We start from the raw sequence: 17743 nt of genomic DNA on the forward strand, positions 1-17743 counted from the left end.
GAAGTATTGCGGTGGGTACCTGATAGAGTAGATGATTAGAATTGGGGTCGTTAATGTTGAAAACATTCAGTGCTATACTCTTGTTTTCCCTTGGATTGTTATATTGCAGCAGTACTCCTCCTATCAATGCAGCTGAAGAATTCCATTATTATCACATAACAAATACTACTCCCCTATCACAACTTCCTGATTTGTCGAATGGTTGTGAAGCTGTTGCAGCCACCATGTTATTGAATTGGGCAGGAGTAAGCGTGAAAAAAGAAGATATCGCAAACGCATTACCTAAAGGAGATATGCCTGCTGCCAACGATGATGATGCAATGATTGGGGCAAATCCACAGTATGTTTTTGTCGGGGATCCATTCTCTGTTGGTTTTGGGGTGTTCCATGCCCCTGTTGCTAATGTTATTAACACCTATCTACCGGGTAACATAAAAGACATTACTGGGGCCTCATTCAATGATCTTCTGGAAACGATTAAATCCGGAAAGCCTGTCGTTGTTTGGGCTACGGAAAACATGGTTACGCCGAATATCGCTTTAGAATGGCAGGATTATAACGGAGATATAGTTGATTGGTATGAACCGGAACATGCTTTGCTTATGACCGGTTGGGATGACGATCATGCATATATGAACGACCCTATGACTGGAAAAGAGGAACGATATAGTTTATGGGATTTTAAAGATGTGTGGGAGACAATGGGCAGCCAGGCTATTACTGTTAACTGACAATTTTGTACCGCTGGGCTGTTAATACTTGATTCCGCCTAAAAAGGATGCTGGCACGGTTCATGCAGGATCCGTGCCTTCTTGTTGGGCGCTCATTTTTTATCAATAATTGCCACCGTACAGCGGGAGATACAGATCAATTTATCCTGTTCGTCAGTGATCCTGATATCCCAAACCATCGTTTTGCGTCCTTTGTGTAAAGGAATAGCGACCGCAGTCACGATGCCGTCGCTTTTGCTCCGGAGGTGGTTGGCGTTAATCTCCAGCCCTACCGCCGCATATTGCTGGTTGTCGATATTGATGATGGAAGCGATGGAAGCCGCCGATTCCGCCAATAGAACCGAGGCTCCTCCGTGCAGAATGCCCGCCGGCTGATGGGTTTTCGGTCCAACCGGCATGGTCATGACGACGCGATCCGGGTGAAGCTCAGTGTAGTCAATGCCCAGCGATGCCAATGCCGAATTTCTTCGTCCTTCCTCCATGTGCAGGATAAAGGTTTCCTTGTCCATTCCAAAGTTTGCCAATATGGCATCTGCTACGATCACTTTACACAACCTCATCTCTATCCGAATAGTGAAGCTGGAATTGCTCCCGCAAGCTGCGCTTCAAAAACTTGCCGACTGAGGTCTTCGGGATCTCCGTAAGAAACACGATATCGTCCGGTAACCACCATTTTACCACACGTTCGCTTAAAAATTGGAGCAGCTCTTCTTTTCCTGCCGATTGAGCGGGATCCTTAAGAACGACGCAGGCAAGCGGACGTTCTCCCCATTTCTCATGGGGAATCCCTACCACGCAAGCTTCAAAGACAGTGGGATGCGCCATCAGCTCGTTCTCCAAATCAACGGTGGAGATCCACTCGCCGCCGCTTTTGACCAAATCTTTGGTGCGGTCAATGAGCTTCACATACCCCTCGGCATTGACTACAGCGATGTCTCCGGTTAGCAGCCAGCCGTCTTGGAAGGCTTCTTCCGTCCGTTCATCCTTATAATATTCCTCCGCGATCCAGGGACCGCGTAGAAGCAGTTCGCCCATTTCCTTGCCGTCCCATGCGACTTCGCCGTTTGCACCGATAATTTTCATTTCCACTCCCGGGACGAGCAGTCCTTGCATGGAACGAATGTCCAGCAACTGATCCTTCGAGCTGTTTTCCAAATCGCTTTTGATCCGCGCGTACGTGACCACGGGGCTCGTTTCCGTCATGCCATAGGCGTGATAAAAGGGAATACCGTAATGATATTCAAACTTGTCGATAATACTGCGCGGAGCGGCTGAGCCTCCGCATATTAAAGCTCTCACGTGCGAAAAGTCAAAGGATTTCTGTTCCATCACCTTGAGGGCGGCAATCCAAACAGTGGGAACCCCTGCTGAAATCGTCACTTTCTCATCGGCGATCAGGTTCAGTAATATTTCAGGCGTAGGAGCGGTTCCGGGAAGGACTTGCCTGCTGCCGAACCAGACCGAAGCAAATGGCAGTCCCCATGCGTTGACATGGAACATCGGAACGATAGGCATGACCGTATCCCGTTCAGATAAACCTAGCGTATCCGCAAGTCCCAAGCAGAAGCTGTGTAGATAAATGGCACGATGAGTATATATAACGCCCTTCGGGTTGCCGGTCGTCGCGGAAGTATAGCACATGCCTGCGGGAGCGCTTTCATGAATGTCATCCGGGAATTCATATGCCGCGTTTCCTTCCGCAAGGAGCCGTTCATAAGAATAAACCGGCTGAAAGGAAGTGGCAGGAAGGCTTTCTTGATTTGTCATCACGATATAACTTTTAACGGTTTTCAGCTTGCTGCTGATCCTTTCGATTATGGGCAGCAAGCTTTCATCGACCAAAAGCAAGGTGTCTTCCGCATGGTTCAAAATGTAGATGATGTGCTCGTCGAGCAGCCGAATGTTTACGGTGTGCAGCACAGCACCCATACAGGGGACGGCAAAATAAGCTTCAAGATGCCGATGGTCGTTCCAGGCAAATGTGGCTACACGGTCGCCGCGTTTAACGCCAAGCGCCTGCAAAGCGGAAGAAAGCCGTCTCGTCCGTTCGGCAAAATCCCTGTACGTATAACGAAATATTTGCCCACCGGTTCGGGAAACCACCTCTTTTTTCGGAAACAATGCCTCGGCTCTCTCCAGCATGGAACGTAATGTCAAAGAATACCCTTCCATTTCTTTCGCCCCCTTATTAACTAATATTACTTAGCCCTTACTAATCATATAAGCCGTGGAAGAGACTTATGTATAGCTGGATGGAAAAGACTGTACCGCAAATACCAATTCTTTTTACTCCAATGCTTTGGAATTTCTGTATTCCTGAGGGGGCAAGCCAAAATGCTTTTTAAATACTTTGATAAAATAATGCGGATTTTGATAGCCTACTTCAATAGCGATTTCGTAAATTTTGTTTGTGCTGTGTTTTAGAAGCTGCAGTGATTTTTCCATTTTTAGGCTGGTGATATAATCACTAATGTTCTCCCCTGTTTCTAATTTATACAGCCTCGATAAATAAGCAGGGTGCATCTGCAGGTGCTCGGATATCGATTGCAAAGAAATATCGCTGGACAGATGGGATAAAATATACTTCTGCGCTTTCTTGACCGCGAGCATTCTTGCGCTCTGAGTTTCGTGTACCGCTTGGTCCTTAAACTTCCCAAAAACCCTCCATACCCAATCGCTTAAATGCTTCACCGTCTTGCTCGGTGTCAGCTCCTTGGCCCGGACGTAATCGGCATCAATCAGGTCTGCCAGTTTCCTGCCGTTCTTGTGAGCTATGAAAGAAAAAGCGGAAAAAAAGTAAAAGAACGCTTCCGTAATATGCTCGGACGACTCCGACCAATCACTTTCCAATTCTTCAAGTATGCCTTCGAGCTTTTGCCCGACGGCCTCCCAGTGTCCTGCTTCCATTAAATGTACAAGCAACGGAGGTTCATACAGTAGAACCAAGGTTCTAATTTCAGATATATCCGAATCATCAGCTATATAAACCGGCAAATCCTTTTCATGACCGAATCTTTTGCTGAAAATGAGCAGCATGCTGTTGTACAGCTTGGTTATTTCCTCAGGAAAAACGCCCCAATGTCCAAGAAGGACGGAAACCCGCTTTTTCAGAAAATGCTGAATGTTCATTTGCAGCTGATTGGTCAACCTGTTTACATGGTATTGAAGGGACTCTCCCAACTCCAGTAGACCGTTGTGTACCCATTCCTTGGGAATCAACACTAATGCCAAGTAATCGTGCACATCTTTACAGGACCAAACGTGAAAATATTCCTCAAAGGTCTCCTCAGCCAAGTTCACGATGGCAAATTCCATTAATGACATTTCGAACGGGTCATAATCGGAAAACTGTTCTTTGAATCGTACCAATATCATCACGATGTCGTCATTGACTCGAACCGGCACTTCAAGTAAGTTGATCTTCTCGGTTAGCTTCTCCATGGTGATCCGTTTGCCTTGCAACAAATCGTGTAACAACTCTCCCCGAAGTCTTGGAAAGTGATCGCGCATCGCTTTCATCGCCCGATGATAAGTATCGTTACTTTCCCTTTCGGCGCGAATCGCTCGAACAACCGTGGAAATTCGCTCGACCATTTCTTCCTGACTGATGGGTTTCAGCAAATAATCGCAAATATTTCTTTTGATTGCCGTCTGCGCGTATTCGAAATCGGCATGAGCTGTTAACAGAATGCATTTGATATGCTTCCACTGCATGGAAACTGTTCGCACCAGCTCAAGTCCGTCCATCACGGGCATCCGTATATCTGTAATCATAATATCGATCGGGTGCATATTCATAATGTCCAGCGCTTCCGTTGCCGAATACGCTTTATGAATCGTTTCAAACCCCATCTCTTTCCATGGAATCGTGATGGCCAATGTTTCCACCACACTCATCTCATCATCGACTAGAAGCAATTGCAGCATCCGAGTATCCCCCTTCCGCCACAAAATTCTCTATAACGCTCCATTGAATCGTAACTCTAAGTCCTCCAAGAGGTGAAAGTGAGAACGTGAGGCCGGATTGCTGTCCGAACTGATAAGTCAACCTTTGATGGACGTTCCATAATCCGCAGCCCTTCTCCTGATCCAGGGGATTTGATACTTTTTGTTGAAGCTCGATTAATTGCTGCTCTGATAATCCGACTCCGTTGTCATCTACCATAATTCGGTATCCACCAGCCCACTGTTCGCCTGTAACGTTGATGATGCCGTAGCTTTTGCTTTTTTCTATGCCATGAACAATCGTGTTTTCGATAATAGGCTGAATCATCAATCTTGGAATTTGTTGATCGAGCAAATCATCCGGGAGATCAATTTCATAATGAAATCGCTCAATCCGCAAATTTTGGATCGTCAAATAATTTTCTATCAGCTTTAGTTCCTCACGAAGTGTTGTAAGCGTATGCTCCAGCATCGTGATATAACGAAAATATTGCGATAAATTCAAGACCATCGTCGTAGCGGCCTGCTTGTCGTCAATGGAGATCATATTATGAATAAAAAACATGCAATTGGACAAAAAGTGCGGATTAATCTGCGATTGCAGATGCTTTAATTTGGCATCGCGAAATCGTATATTTTCCATATAAACCTTCTCCAGCAGCCGTTGGATTTCTTCTGCCATTTCATTAAATCGCGTGAACAAATAATCAAACTCGTTTCTCGGACGATAATTCAGCCGGTGCGAGTAAGCGCCCTTTTGAATCTTTTGAACCCCGAGCAGCAGCTGCTGAATTGGCAACTGAACCTGCCTGTACAGGAAAACGGCCGCCAAGATACTGATCAGCAGCATAAGAGAAATGGACAAATAAAACAGATTGCGGCTCTCGGTAATAGGCGCCAGCACTTGCTTAAGCGGCAAATAGTCAACCACATACCAGCCTAGGCTTTTCGATCGCACATAGTTCACCATATATTGTTCATTGCCGATTACTACAATGCGATGGCCGGTCTGATCCTGAGGTTCCAGGTTCAAACGTGCGACAATGTCCTCCGTAATCCCAGTGCTCCCCGCGTTATCCGTGATCGGTTTGAATCCCGGTTTATAATAAAAGGAATTTCCATTCCCGTCCTGGGCATAATCATTCAGCAAGCGTATCATGTTGCTCTCGGAAAAGCGTACTTCCACCACTGCTTCGGCATCGGTCAGCCTTCTGTTGACCAGCAGAGGACTCCAAACCACTTTGGAGAAGTATGATTCGCCGCTGCGGCTCAAGTGAAAATCCCAATACGCTGTCGATTGCTGCAAATAACTATCGTCGTACACACTATAATAATCATTTGACAGCACCTGCTTTATCTTTGGCAAATAAATGGTCAGCCTGTTGCGCCAACTGCTTGTTGCGCTCAGCAAGCTTAACTTTTGGATGAGAATCTCCTGCGCCTTCAGCTGATTGAAAGGGTCGCCCTGGGCAAGAGGATTCCCAAGCTCGATGATACTGGGATCTCTGCTAACAATAATGGACAGAATTGATAATTGATCTACAATATTATCCATTTGAGTGGTGAAAAAGGAAAGCCTGTTCAGATTCTTCTCTCTAAGTTCCTTCTCGACAACGTTCACTGAAACATGATTCGTATAGCTATAGATCATTACGATCGGCAGCAATAAACATACGATGAGCAATACCATTTTACTGAACGTATTCCACCTGCGCAGCATCCCAACGCCCCTCTCTAGCTGTTATACCGATTATTATACTTGAATCGTTTGTGCTATGGGTACTGGGTATTGTACTAGGCAGGTGGCGTGTGCAGATTCTATTATCCTTTTACAGCTCCGGCTGATAATCCACTAATGATATATTTTTGTGCAAACAGCGCAAGTATGACAACCGGAAGGGTAATGATACAAGCTGCAACCATCAAGGCTCCCCAGTTAATGGACGTATTAGCGATAAAGGCGAAGACGGCTATGGGGAGCGTTTTTGTTTTTTCCCCCGATAAAATCAACGAAAACATAAAGTTATTCCAAGAGAAAATGAAGGCGAGCAGCGAGGACGTCACAATCCCCGGAATTGAAACCGGCACTACCATCTCAAAAAAAGTACGAATCTTCGAACTGCCGTCGATCCAGGATGATTCTTCCACTTCTTTAGGGAACGATTCAAAGAATGGAATCATGACCCACATAATAAAAGGAAGTCCGATAACCATATGGCTGAAAATCATGCCGGTGAACGTATCGATAAGCTTAACTTTGTTGAACAAAATGTACCATGGCACCAGATAGGTAATACCCGGAATAATTTTGGCGATCAATATAGTGAGCGCTAGGTACTGCATACGGTACTTAGCAATGGCATATGCTGCGGGCAGACCAAGCAGAAGAGCACCGAAAGTAGAGACAGCAGCGATCAGAAAGCTGTTCATAATATACTTCAAATAATCGTATTCGCGAAATACAGTCAGATAGTTTTTAAAAGTAGGCGTAAATGTAAATAGATGTTCCGGAGACAGCACCTGCACCTGCGTTTTGAAGGAAGCTGACAGCATCCATACGAAAGGAAATATGAAAAAAAGAAGGATAAGGATGTTGACAACCGTGTAGTTTATTCTCATCAAGATCGATGTTCTCATTGAACTCCACCCAGCCTTTTTCGAATTGCGGTCAATAGTAGAATAATGAGTAGAATAATGGCAAAAAACATGATCAGAAATGCGGATGCGGATCCTAATTTAAAGTTTTGGAAGGCCGTATCGAATATCATCAAATTGATCGTTTGAGAGGCAAAATTAGGGCCTCCTTGCGTCGTTGCATAGATAGTATCGAATGTTTTCAGCAGATCAATAATCCTTAAGGTAATAGCTGTAATAATAGTCGGCATCATAAGCGGCAATGTGATATGCACAAGCTTCTGAAAGGAGGATGCGCCGTCCACATCCGCAGATTCATAAGGGTCCGTAGGCAATGTAGCCAAACCGGCAATACAGATAAGCGCGATCATCGGCGTCCACTCCCATACATCTATTAGTATAAGTGAAGGGATGACCTGAGTAACGGAGCCAAGCCATTCCTGAGTATGCAAGCCGAATTTTTTCAATAATTGATTCGCGAGGCCGATGGACGGCTCATAAATGAGCAGCCAGACCAATCCTATTGATACGGGAGTGGCCACCATGGGAAACATCATCACGGTTTTAACGAGCTTTTTCCCGGCAAACTTTCGTGAAAACAAAATCGCGATGGCGACGCCAAGGACAGCTTCCAGTACAATACTGATAAAAGAATGATAAAACGTTATGCGGAGAGAGTTCCAGAACCGATGATCATTTAACAGCATCATGTAATTATTAAGGCCAACCCATTTGGGAGGTGTAATAGCGGACATGCTCCATTCGTAAAAGCTGATACGCCCTGTATACACAATCGGAAAGGCAACCATCAAGGCTATGAAAAATACTGCCGGCAAAGTAAATACCCACTTGAGATTGCGGTCCAACCAGTTCATCATCACAAATTCGACTCCTTTGTAAGGACAAGCCAGAGAGTGATTCTCCGACTTGTCCTCATGTTGACTCCATTAGCGGTTATTTCGATTTGTCTTTGTCAATGATCGCTTGCAGCTCTTTGTTCGCTTGGTCGGCAGCCGCTTTAATATCTTCGCCCAGCATAGCCTTGACGGCGATACTTCCGACGGCATCACGCGCTTCACCCACGCTGATAACCTGCGGGACGTTGTGGCCGATACCGATTTTCATGGTTTCCTGAATGGCTGCCGCAAGGTCGACCGGATACGTTTCTACGCCTTCCTTTGAAGCCCAAACGGAATTGCGGGCTCCCGGCACCCCGGTACGTTGAACCTTAAGAACGTTTTCTTTGTTGGTGGCCCACTCCATAAATGCCCATGCAGCATCCTTATTTTTCCCTTGAGGGTTCATAGCAAGCGACCAGGATGCGGTACTGTAGGGTTTAGCTCCCGCAGTTCCAGCCGGGAACGTTGCAAAACCTACATTGTCCTTAACAAGCGATTTCTCCGGATCCGTAGTATTTTTGTATATGGACGCCGTTTCGGCATAAAATGCCGCCTTTCCTTGAGCGAATATTCCGGCTGCCTGAGGCCAGCTCATGTTCAATGTTCCTTGCGGACCGTAATTTTTCAATAAATTGGCATAAATTTGGAAGCCGCGAATCGCTTCCGGCGTATTAACCGCTGCCTTATCTCCGATTATAAAATCTCCGCCTTCCGAGAAAACGTAGGAGGCTGCTGCCGTTACCAATGCGCTGCGCTGACCTCTGCCGACAATGCCGTAAAAGTCTTTTCCCGGATCATGCAGTTTTTTAGCCGCCGCTTCCAGCTCTGTGAGCGTTTTCGGGATAGGTATATTATTTTTTTGCAAAATATCCTTGCGGTAATATAAAACAAATTGATCTGTAAACAGAGGAATGGACATCAGTTTACCGTCAATTGTGCTGGCCTCTATGGTTGCTTTGGAGAAATCGGCAAACTCATAGCTTGCGTTTTTCTTAACATAATCGTCTAAAGGTGCTGTCCATCCGTTTTTGGAATACAATATTTTATCCATATAAGGTCGATACATAAAAACGTCCGGCGTTTCCGAACTGGATGTGAATTGAACGGCCAATTTCTGCTGCAGCTGATCCTCTGCAAAGGCTTGGAGATCCACTTTCATTCCCGTGGCCTCTTCAAATTGAGGAAGCTGCGCTTTGATCGAATCGTTCCACTGATGGTTGAGATCAAATACAGTAATTTTTTTCCCGGCAAAAGGCTTTGCCGCAGCAGAGGGTGCCGCCGTCTTTTCCGCTTGTCCGCATGCGGACACCGTCATGACCAGAGCCAGCGTCACTCCCAGCATGCCGCTTTTGTTCCATTTCTTCATGTGGTAACCCCTTTCATTTCTTTTATTGTCGACAATTTAAACCTGAAATATTCATAGCACTTCACTAACAATGCTATAAAAGCAGTAGTGACAAGGGATCTAAGCGATTTAATGGGTCACTTAAAAAGTGAAACGAAAACATGGAAAAAGAGTCCATTCTTTGGTAGTGTTGATGGTGACCAAACACAACAAAACTACAAAGGAGACTCTTCTATGTCAAGTTTACAAGAGTACGGCATGAACTTCAACCCCCGAATGAAAGTGAATTTTGAAGGCGGCGATCTGACTTCGGACGCTGGCCTACTTCTATATAAAGAATTCGACCACAAACTTGGTCTTACTCAGACCGTTAAGCAATTACTCGTTGTACACGATCCCGTTCATCATCGGGATCATTCCAATTCAGATGTTGTGCTCCAGAAGATCTATCAGCATCTGTGTGGCTACCATACCGATGATCATGCAGATGACTTGTCTCACGAACCGTTGTTGACCGCCTTGTTAGCAAAAGAACGGCTGGCTTCTCAGCCGACAATCTCTCGCTTTAATGAAAAGGCGAATATCGCGACCGCCAAATCGTTGGAGAACATCAATGAAATGCTACAGGGCCGGGCATATGCAATCGAGACACGTGATCAGTTTGTGTTAGATTTGGATTCCTCCGGCTTTGCTACCTCAGGTAAGCAACATGGAGCGAACTATAATCATCACTACGCACAAACCGGATTCCATCCGCTGTTTTGCTTTGATGGATTGACTGGTGACTGTTTACGGGCGGAACTTCGTGCCGGCAACGTGTACACTTCCCGCCAGGTTGTACGATTTATGGGGCCTATCCTGAAACGTTATCAATTTTGGGCACCGAAGGCCTTACTTGTCTTTCGCGGGGACAGCGGCTTTGCCGTTCCGGGATTGTTTGACTTTGCCGAAACGAAGGGGCATAAATACGCGATCCGTCTGAAAGCCAATGCCCGTCTGCAATCTGCTGCACAAGAGATGGCAGACCAAGTGCTTAATCCCCAAAAGCTACATGAGAGACAAGTACACTACCGTGAAATCCAATACAAGGCGAAATCTTGGAATTGTGCGCGTCGTGTAATCGTTAAGATGGAACGGCCAGCAGGAGAGTTGATTTTTCAATTCACCTTTATTGCTACGAACATGACTTTGCAAGCACGTAACGTCATTCGCTTTTACTTTCAACGAGGTCACATGGAGAATTTCATCAAGGAAGCGAAGAACGGCTTTGCTTGCCATAAGATGAGTAGCACTGCATTCGAAACCAATGCCGTTAAATTACAATTGGCGATGTTGGCATATAACTTCAACAATTGGTTTCGCAGGTTGTGTTTACCCGAGAGACTCAAGCCAAGTCGTATGGAAACGCTGCGAACCAAACTGATTAAAATTGCGGGGAAATTGATCTATTCCGGCCGCTACTGGACATGGAAATTGTGCAGTTCCTGTATTTATCGTGAGCCATTCCTTGAAACCTTGAACAATATCCAATGCTTGCCTCGGTTCGGTTGATGGCTGGATTTGACTGACAAAATCCAAAAGTAGTACTCCGGCGTAACGGGCAAGTGCGTCCATTTCCACACCACTAAGAAGGAATGTTGCTCATTTTCTCGATAACCGCTTAAAAGATCCACTCTCTGCTATCTCTTAAACACAGATAGGAATGATATCGTGAGAATTTTTATCTTTATTTCCCCAATTCAACTAAGTAGCTTAGGGCTCCATGAATATTTCAGGTTAAATTCTAATTCTCATTTCGGGTCGATCATATAGCAATTATTAAAGAATTATATATCAATTTTTAAACTCTTATGGTTCGGAAACGCCTAACGAGTGTGTAATCTTTTGTCCGCATGCTTTCAGCGCTTTCAGCAGCGCTGCATGGGAATAGTTCCGATTAGGCTGTCCTAGGCAAGGTACTGCAAGTGCCGCCATGAGACAGATCCTCGGATTGCCGACCAGAACAGCGTAATCTCTTACGCCGAGGTGATCCTCGCCTTCAGCACTGCTGAACCCTTCCTCCCTCACTGTCTCAAGCTTGTCAAGGAAAAGAGCTTTCTCTGAAACTTTCATAGCGATAAAACCTGGATGATGCTCCAGAAACCAGGTACGTTATGGATTAAATGATAGTGCATTATCGCGAGTCAATAGTTCATTTCGTCAAAAAGAAACCCTGTTTGCATAGACAGGGTTCCTTGCTTTGCATAATTGCCTTATCTATTTGATACGATATTGTTCAAAATAAGATGGGATAATTTCCGTAGAGGCTCCCGGCATTTCCGGCAACACATAGTACCCATCTTTAACCGTTGCAGGTTCTACAAAAATATGTCGGATCCACGGAATATACTCCAGCATGATGGCGTTTTGTGTGGACGCAACCAAATGCTGATGAATCTGACCCATATCGCCTACATGCGGACAAATGGGAATATCATAGGAAGCCGCCAAGCCAGCTACTTGAAGCCATTCCGTAATACCGGCCACCCGTGTCACATCCACTTGACAATATTCTACGGCACCGTTGTGTATGTAGTCGCGGAATGCATATTTGTTGTACACGTGCTCCCCCAGGGCAATGGGTACATTCAGCTCGTCTGCAAGCTTTTTATGGCCCATAATGTCATCTGGATTAAGCGGCTCCTCTAACCAAAACAGGTCGAACTCCTCCAGCTTCTTGCCCCAAGTCATTGCAGTGTTGATATTCCATTGTTGATTCACGTCGATCATAAAAATCGTCTTCTCGCCGATCACTTTGCGCACGGCCTTGACGCGATCGTAATCTTCGTGCGGATCCGTTTTGCCCACTTTTATCTTAACACCGGTGAATCCCTGTTCGACGATCTCGGCTACATCTCTAAGCAGACGCTCCTTCGACCAGTTCAGCCAGCCTCCGTTGGTGTTATATGCTTTGATTTGTTTCGATTTATGACCGCCAAGATATTGCCACAACGGCTTATTCGCCGCTTTGGACATGATATCCCATAAGGCGATATCCACCGCTGCCAAAGCCATGTGAGTAATGCCCGAGCGGCCGATCCAGTGCATTTTGCCGAACCGCAGCTCATCCCAGATTTGCTTGACCATAAACGGATCCTTACCCAGCAGCTCCGGTGCGTAGTAGCGATCAATCGTATCAGTGATCATCTCATCGCCATTTGCACATGTGCCCGTATATCCATAGCCAACGAACCCTTCGTCGGTATAAATTCGAACTCCCGCCAGTCCCCAATGCGTTGCAACATTAATGGCATCTGTAATCGGTGGAGTAATCGGAACATGCAAAATAAAGCTCTCTACCTTGGTAATTTTCATCCAGCAGTTCTCCTTATTTGTAATTTGGTCTATTCTTTTATCTCATATAGTATATCATGTATGATACATTATACTAGAAGATGTTTCAATTGATCATTTTTCTGAACGGTGATATGATAGAGAAATGTTATAAAACTTGGTTTTCTATAATAAACCACAGAAGGTGAACATGGACAAGAAATATTGGGTTCCCGCTTTAGAAAAGTCACACGAGATTCTGAATATGATTGCTTCCCAGCCGCACAAGCTTAGATTGATTGACCTTTCCAAGCAGTTGGGCATTCACAAAAGCTCCCTGTTTTCCTTGCTTTCCACGATGGAAGCGCTGCATTGGGTAGAACGGAACAAGTCAGATACGTATGCTTTAGGATCGCTGATCGGTACTTTGGGCAGCCAATATTTTCGCGGTTACGACATCATTACTTCTTTTCATCAAGAGGCTGCCATGACTATGCGGAGCATTGGGGAGACCATCCAGCTCGCAAAGCTGGAAAAGAATGAGGTGCTTTATTTAGCCAAGGAGGTAGCGCCTTCTCCTGTTCAATTGGTTTCCGAACCTGGGATGAGGCTTCCGGCGCATGCTACAGCTCTTGGCAAAGCGATGCTTTCCGTGCTTCAAGAAGTCGATGTGCTTGAGTTATATAGGGGTGTTTCACTTGCGAGTCTTACTCCCTACACGTTAACCACACTTGATTCGCTTCTGAATAATTTGAGGCTCGTCCAATCTGATGGCTGCTCCTACGACCTCCAGGAAGCTGTTCTGGGATTTTGTTGTATCAGCGCGCCGGTTATGAATCAAAGCAGCCAGGCCGTTGTCGCCGTCAGCTGCTCGATGCCCCTGCACGCCTGGGAACAAAAAAGGGATAGGGCTAAAGAAGATATTGTTGGGCTGGCCCAAAGGCTCTCTGTTGGATTAGCTTGAAATAAATTTGATTCTGGAGGATGCAGCTCATGAGATTGAAAGACAAAGTTACATTAATTACCGGGTCAGGATCGGGAATCGGCAAGAGCTCTGCGCATTATTTTGCCAGAGAAGGCGCAACGGTAATCATCAATGATTTGGACGAGCAAAAAGGGCAAGAAACTGTACGGGAAATTGCGGAATTGGGTGGGGAAGCGGTTTTCATCCATGCCGATGTGACCCATCCGGAATCTGTTAAAGCTATGGTCGATGAAGCGCTGGGTCAATTCGGCCGTATCGACGTGCTGTTTAACAATGCAGGCATCAGCGGTGTTGGTGCGATTCACGAAATTGAACCGGATGCTTGGGATAGAGTGATCTCTGTCAATATCAGAGGGGTGTTCTTGCCATGTAAATATGTGCTTCCTTCCATGATGGAGAGAAGGTCAGGAAATATTATCAACATGTCTTCCTGCATCGCAGAAATCGGATTGGCCCGCAGAGCTTCCTACTCAGCTACGAAAGGCGCTGTGCTGGCGCTGACTAAATCCATGCAGGTCGATTATGCCCCTTATAACATTCGTGTAAACGCTCTTCTGCCGGGGACGATTCTTACGCCATTTGTTGAAAATTATTTAAAGACTTCATATGACGATCCGGAAGAAGCCATTGAATCACTCAAAAAGCGCCAATTAAGCGGAGATTTGGGCAGACCTGAAGATGTGGCGCAAGCGGCAGTATTTCTGGCATCGGATGAATCGAAATTTATGATGGGCTCGCCTTTATACATTGATGGCGGTGTTGTTTTCGGAAAAAACGCATAGGGGGAAACGAAATTATGAAACTACTTACTTTTTATAAAAATGAAAGTTTACAATTGGGCATTAAGACGACTCATGGCATTCTGGATGTGGCAGCTGTATCAAGCGCATCTAATTTTCAAAACCAACTCATCCCTGATTCCATACATAAAGTTATTGAGGGCGGTGCTTCAGCAGTCGCTGCTCTTCAAAATTTGGTGGATCGTTTGGAATCGTCCTCCGCAGGTGATCCCTATTGGCTGGATGAGGCTTCCTTGACATTAGGTCCATGTGTCACCCACCCCAACAAAATAATTTGTGTGGGCCTTAATTATCGCAAGCATGCCGAAGAAACAAATGCGGCTATTCCACAGTATCCCATTTTGTTTAACAAATTCAACAATACCCTTACTGGGCATGGCGACTCTATCCCATTACCCAAAGTATCTGCTAAGGTAGATTATGAAGCGGAACTGGTCATTGTCATCGGGAAAACAGCGAAATACATCAGTAAGGAGCAAGCTTTGGACCATGTGTTCGGATACTGTAATGTGAATGATCTATCTGCGCGCGATCTGCAAATGCGAACTCAGCAATGGCTGCTCGGTAAATCATGCGACAAATTTTCACCTTTAGGTCCGTATCTGGTGACATCCGATGAAATCGGCGATCCGAACCAGTTGACTATCCAGTGTACGGTCAATGGCGAAGTTCGCCAAAACTCCAACACATCGGATATGATTTTCCATTGTGATGAAATCGTCAGCTATATTTCCCAGCACATGACATTGGTCTCCGGTGATATTATATTGACTGGCACACCTGAGGGCGTCGTGCTGGGTTATCCGCCAGAGAAGCAAGTGTATCTTCGTGACGGCGATGTGGTGACCATTGAGATCGAAAAGCTGGGCAAATTAACCAATCAAATGGTTGCGGAATTACAATAGCACAACTGCCACGCTAACCGTGATTGTAATGGTCTAATCAATAACGCCAACCACTTCTTCCGGAGTTCTGTAAATCTCATCTATAGATTTCCCGATTGCCCGTTTAAGAATATCCATTCGAATTTGGACCTGAGTCATTGAGAACTGCAATGATGCTTCCGGAGGGATATCAAACGGGCTTTTACCATTGCTCTCACCAATTTCCCGGTTTATGGATAAAGCCATCGGTGCCAGTTCCTGCATACGATTGGCAATTCGATCAAAAAGATGCGGATGCTCACAAATCAGCCTTTGAAGCAAGAACGTTCCGTATCCAATATGTCGGGATTCGTCTTTCTTAAGATAGCCTATTCCCTTCATTAGCCCTGGCATTTTACCCATTTTATTCAGACCTTGGTAAAAAGACCAATAACCTGTTTCAGCCAGAACGCCCTCTACGAACATATTGTATAAGACTGACGCATCTGCTAACGCTTCTGGTGTATGGTCAATTAATAATCGATTCATGGTTTCAGGCAAAATCTCATAAAAAATCTTACGGTATGTGGGTACATGATACTTAGAAATATCTTCGTTAACACCTAGGACATTCAAGACGATGCGGAAAAACTCCGTGTGTTTCGCTTCTTCAAATAGGAAAGTCGTGAGATACATTTCTTCTTCGAGTCGTCCTTCTCTGGCAATAGTCATAACAAGCGGCAGCAAATCGAGGGTAACCGCTTCTTCTCCTGCTTGGAACTGGGATAGCAGACCCAGCGTTCCAATGCGCTGTGATTCTGTCAACGTTGTCCAATCCAAAACATCTTGTCTGAAATCTATATCTTTCGGATCCCAGATCCCAAATTTCTTTGCCTTTTGAAACAAACGATATGGCAAAGAATCCTCTCGCAGCGAACGACTTGTTGTTGTGAATTGTTCATGTTTCATATTCAGTTCCTCCTTGGTTAGTTATAAATCATACGAGCCTTATTAATTGGTTAGACAGCCGTTTAAATCACTCGTGTTTTTCGTTGGCACCAAGCATACAATGCGTCATACATTGCGGATTGTATCCGGATTTTCTCGAGATCATCTACACCTAAATAATGAAATCCAAACCCTATCGCTCTAATACCCGCTGACTCTGGTGTTATATCGATATCCACAGGAATATCCGCTCCATGAATGATAGAGCCCATATAAACGAGTGCGGGATCCTTGTCCAATTCATATTTTAAAAGGAATGATTCGAAGCTGCAGCGGCCATTGTGATGCCCGAGTTCTACCCCTTTCATATCATAGGGGGTGCCGTCTGTAATGGTGGCCGGATCTGTATCGTTAGGAACAAATACAAATTCTGCATCAGTATCTATAAATCGTTTAATTAGCCAAGGGCATGCTACCCGCTCTACATTTCCATGTTCTCTAGATACCCATTTCATCCCAATTAACCCCTTTTATATAGGCTGCAACCAAGTTAAAAATGCTGATTCATTTGTTTTCTGCATTGGTCGATCATCAATTGCAACTTTTTTCCCATTGCTGTCTCGAAATAATCCCTTGAACTCACGATTTGAAACTGCCGTTGCATTTTCCGAAATTCTTCTTTAATTTTCTGAATCTGTGATTCACTATACTCCCAAGCTTCTTCTTCTTCAAAATATTGCATGATACTTTGGATCCAAGGGATTAATTCCTCATATTCCTTCTCCCTCGCTTCGTCAAACTGCCGAATCAAATCTTTGTTTTGCTCCTCGGAAAACGCCTTGGAATGAAAGGAATATTCGTGGCCGCCGAAAGAAACTATTTTTTCGCCCAGGGCGCTGATATACAGCTGCACATCATCGAAATCAGGTACAAGGCAGACGCCGTCCTGTAAATACAAAGCGCCGATTTTTTTCATTTCTCTCCATACAGCAGCACGGTACTTAGTTGGTTTGGGCGGAATTTTATAAACGAATAGTATCCAATTCAAATGAAACCCTCCATTCCACCTACGATATATTTAACCAAAACCGACTTCATAATATTAGCATACATGAAGGCAGTGTTTACAACAAAATATTCCGTAAACTTTTGAATCGGGTGTTTTATTTTGAAAAGTGATCTTTACAAAATCTTATAACCACCGTTACACAATATCCGTTGTTATATTTTCAACATGCCTATAAAATCAAAGTGTAATAAGCAAAACACACTCTTAGGAGG

At 45.0% G+C, this 17743-nt stretch carries 17 protein-coding genes; 5 read left to right on the plus strand and 12 right to left on the minus strand.

The window, feature by feature from the left end; all coding sequences use genetic code 11:
- The first annotated feature begins 53 nt into the window (after positions 1 to 53).
- Positions 54 to 731 (plus strand): C39 family peptidase, encoded by a 678-nt coding sequence (locus BLV33_RS10345; protein ID WP_090790719.1) that lies wholly within the window; start codon positions 54 to 56, stop codon positions 729 to 731.
- A 92-nt stretch (positions 732 to 823) separates the two neighbouring features.
- Here BLV33_RS10345 and BLV33_RS10350 read toward each other — a convergent pair whose 3' ends face one another.
- From BLV33_RS10350 to BLV33_RS10380, 7 genes are all read right to left on the minus strand, one after another.
- Complete coding sequence (locus BLV33_RS10350) at positions 824 to 1213, minus strand: PaaI family thioesterase (protein WP_253187227.1); 390 nt, start codon at positions 1211 to 1213, stop codon at positions 824 to 826.
- Positions 1214 to 1277: 64 nt separating this feature from the next.
- The gene (locus BLV33_RS10355; RefSeq protein WP_090790721.1) at positions 1278 to 2903 is read right to left on the minus strand and encodes a long-chain fatty acid--CoA ligase; all 1626 of its coding nucleotides are present in this window, start codon (positions 2901 to 2903) and stop codon (positions 1278 to 1280) included.
- Positions 2904 to 3017: 114 nt separating this feature from the next.
- A complete protein-coding gene (locus BLV33_RS10360) occupies positions 3018 to 4658 on the minus strand; it encodes a response regulator transcription factor (protein ID WP_090790723.1) in 1641 nt (546 codons plus the stop codon).
- A complete protein-coding gene (locus BLV33_RS10365; RefSeq protein WP_090790725.1) occupies positions 4633 to 6396 on the minus strand; it encodes a sensor histidine kinase in 1764 nt (587 codons plus the stop codon). The genes BLV33_RS10360 and BLV33_RS10365 overlap by 26 nt, the downstream gene beginning before the upstream one ends.
- Positions 6397 to 6497: 101 nt before the next feature.
- On the minus strand, positions 6498 to 7313 hold the full coding sequence (locus BLV33_RS10370; protein WP_090790727.1) for a carbohydrate ABC transporter permease: 816 nt from the start codon (positions 7311 to 7313) through the stop codon (positions 6498 to 6500).
- Positions 7310 to 8188: a carbohydrate ABC transporter permease gene (locus BLV33_RS10375; protein ID WP_090790729.1), complete on the minus strand. Its 879-nt coding sequence runs from the start codon at positions 8186 to 8188 to the stop codon at positions 7310 to 7312. Before BLV33_RS10375 ends, BLV33_RS10370 begins: the two co-directional genes overlap by 4 nt.
- A gap of 76 nt (positions 8189 to 8264) precedes the next feature.
- On the minus strand, positions 8265 to 9575 hold the full coding sequence (locus BLV33_RS10380) for an ABC transporter substrate-binding protein (RefSeq protein WP_090790731.1): 1311 nt from the start codon (positions 9573 to 9575) through the stop codon (positions 8265 to 8267).
- A 213-nt stretch (positions 9576 to 9788) separates the two neighbouring features.
- Between BLV33_RS10380 and BLV33_RS10385 the strand changes: the two genes are divergently transcribed.
- The gene (locus tag BLV33_RS10385; protein ID WP_171909094.1) at positions 9789 to 11105 is read left to right on the plus strand and encodes an IS1380 family transposase; all 1317 of its coding nucleotides are present in this window, start codon (positions 9789 to 9791) and stop codon (positions 11103 to 11105) included.
- A 297-nt stretch (positions 11106 to 11402) separates the two neighbouring features.
- Here BLV33_RS10385 and BLV33_RS10390 read toward each other — a convergent pair whose 3' ends face one another.
- Complete coding sequence (locus BLV33_RS10390; protein ID WP_090790735.1) at positions 11403 to 11666, minus strand: IclR family transcriptional regulator domain-containing protein; 264 nt, start codon at positions 11664 to 11666, stop codon at positions 11403 to 11405.
- A 144-nt stretch (positions 11667 to 11810) separates the two neighbouring features.
- Positions 11811 to 12908, minus strand: coding sequence for a mandelate racemase/muconate lactonizing enzyme family protein (locus BLV33_RS10395; protein WP_090790738.1), 1098 nt, complete (start codon positions 12906 to 12908; stop codon positions 11811 to 11813).
- 169 nt (positions 12909 to 13077) lie between these two features.
- Between BLV33_RS10395 and BLV33_RS10400 the strand changes: the two genes are divergently transcribed.
- From BLV33_RS10400 to BLV33_RS10410, 3 genes are read left to right on the plus strand one after another with little or no spacing between them, the layout of a single operon-like run.
- Positions 13078 to 13830: an IclR family transcriptional regulator gene (locus BLV33_RS10400; RefSeq protein WP_090790741.1), complete on the plus strand. Its 753-nt coding sequence runs from the start codon at positions 13078 to 13080 to the stop codon at positions 13828 to 13830.
- Between the two features lie 29 nt (positions 13831 to 13859).
- On the plus strand, positions 13860 to 14633 hold the full coding sequence (locus BLV33_RS10405) for an SDR family NAD(P)-dependent oxidoreductase (RefSeq protein WP_090790744.1): 774 nt from the start codon (positions 13860 to 13862) through the stop codon (positions 14631 to 14633).
- A gap of 14 nt (positions 14634 to 14647) precedes the next feature.
- Complete coding sequence (locus BLV33_RS10410; RefSeq protein ID WP_090790746.1) at positions 14648 to 15556, plus strand: fumarylacetoacetate hydrolase family protein; 909 nt, start codon at positions 14648 to 14650, stop codon at positions 15554 to 15556.
- Positions 15557 to 15589: 33 nt separating this feature from the next.
- Here the strand turns inward: BLV33_RS10410 and BLV33_RS10415 are convergent, their stop codons facing one another.
- The 3 genes from BLV33_RS10415 to BLV33_RS10425 are packed head-to-tail and all read right to left on the minus strand — an operon-like array spanning position 15590 to position 17510.
- Positions 15590 to 16489: a R2-like ligand-binding oxidase gene (locus BLV33_RS10415; RefSeq protein WP_290439073.1), complete on the minus strand. Its 900-nt coding sequence runs from the start codon at positions 16487 to 16489 to the stop codon at positions 15590 to 15592.
- Positions 16490 to 16545: 56 nt separating this feature from the next.
- Positions 16546 to 16977 carry a chromate resistance protein ChrB domain-containing protein gene (locus BLV33_RS10420; protein WP_090790751.1) on the minus strand — a complete coding sequence of 144 codons (432 nt, stop codon included), beginning with the start codon at positions 16975 to 16977 and terminating at the stop codon, positions 16546 to 16548.
- A gap of 35 nt (positions 16978 to 17012) precedes the next feature.
- Positions 17013 to 17510, minus strand: coding sequence for a Chromate resistance protein ChrB (locus BLV33_RS10425; protein WP_090790753.1), 498 nt, complete (start codon positions 17508 to 17510; stop codon positions 17013 to 17015).
- Positions 17511 to 17743: the final 233 nt, after the last annotated feature.

The sequence above is a fragment of the Paenibacillus sp. GP183 genome, assembly GCF_900104695.1.
GTDB lineage: Bacteria > Bacillota > Bacilli > Paenibacillales > NBRC-103111 > Paenibacillus_AI.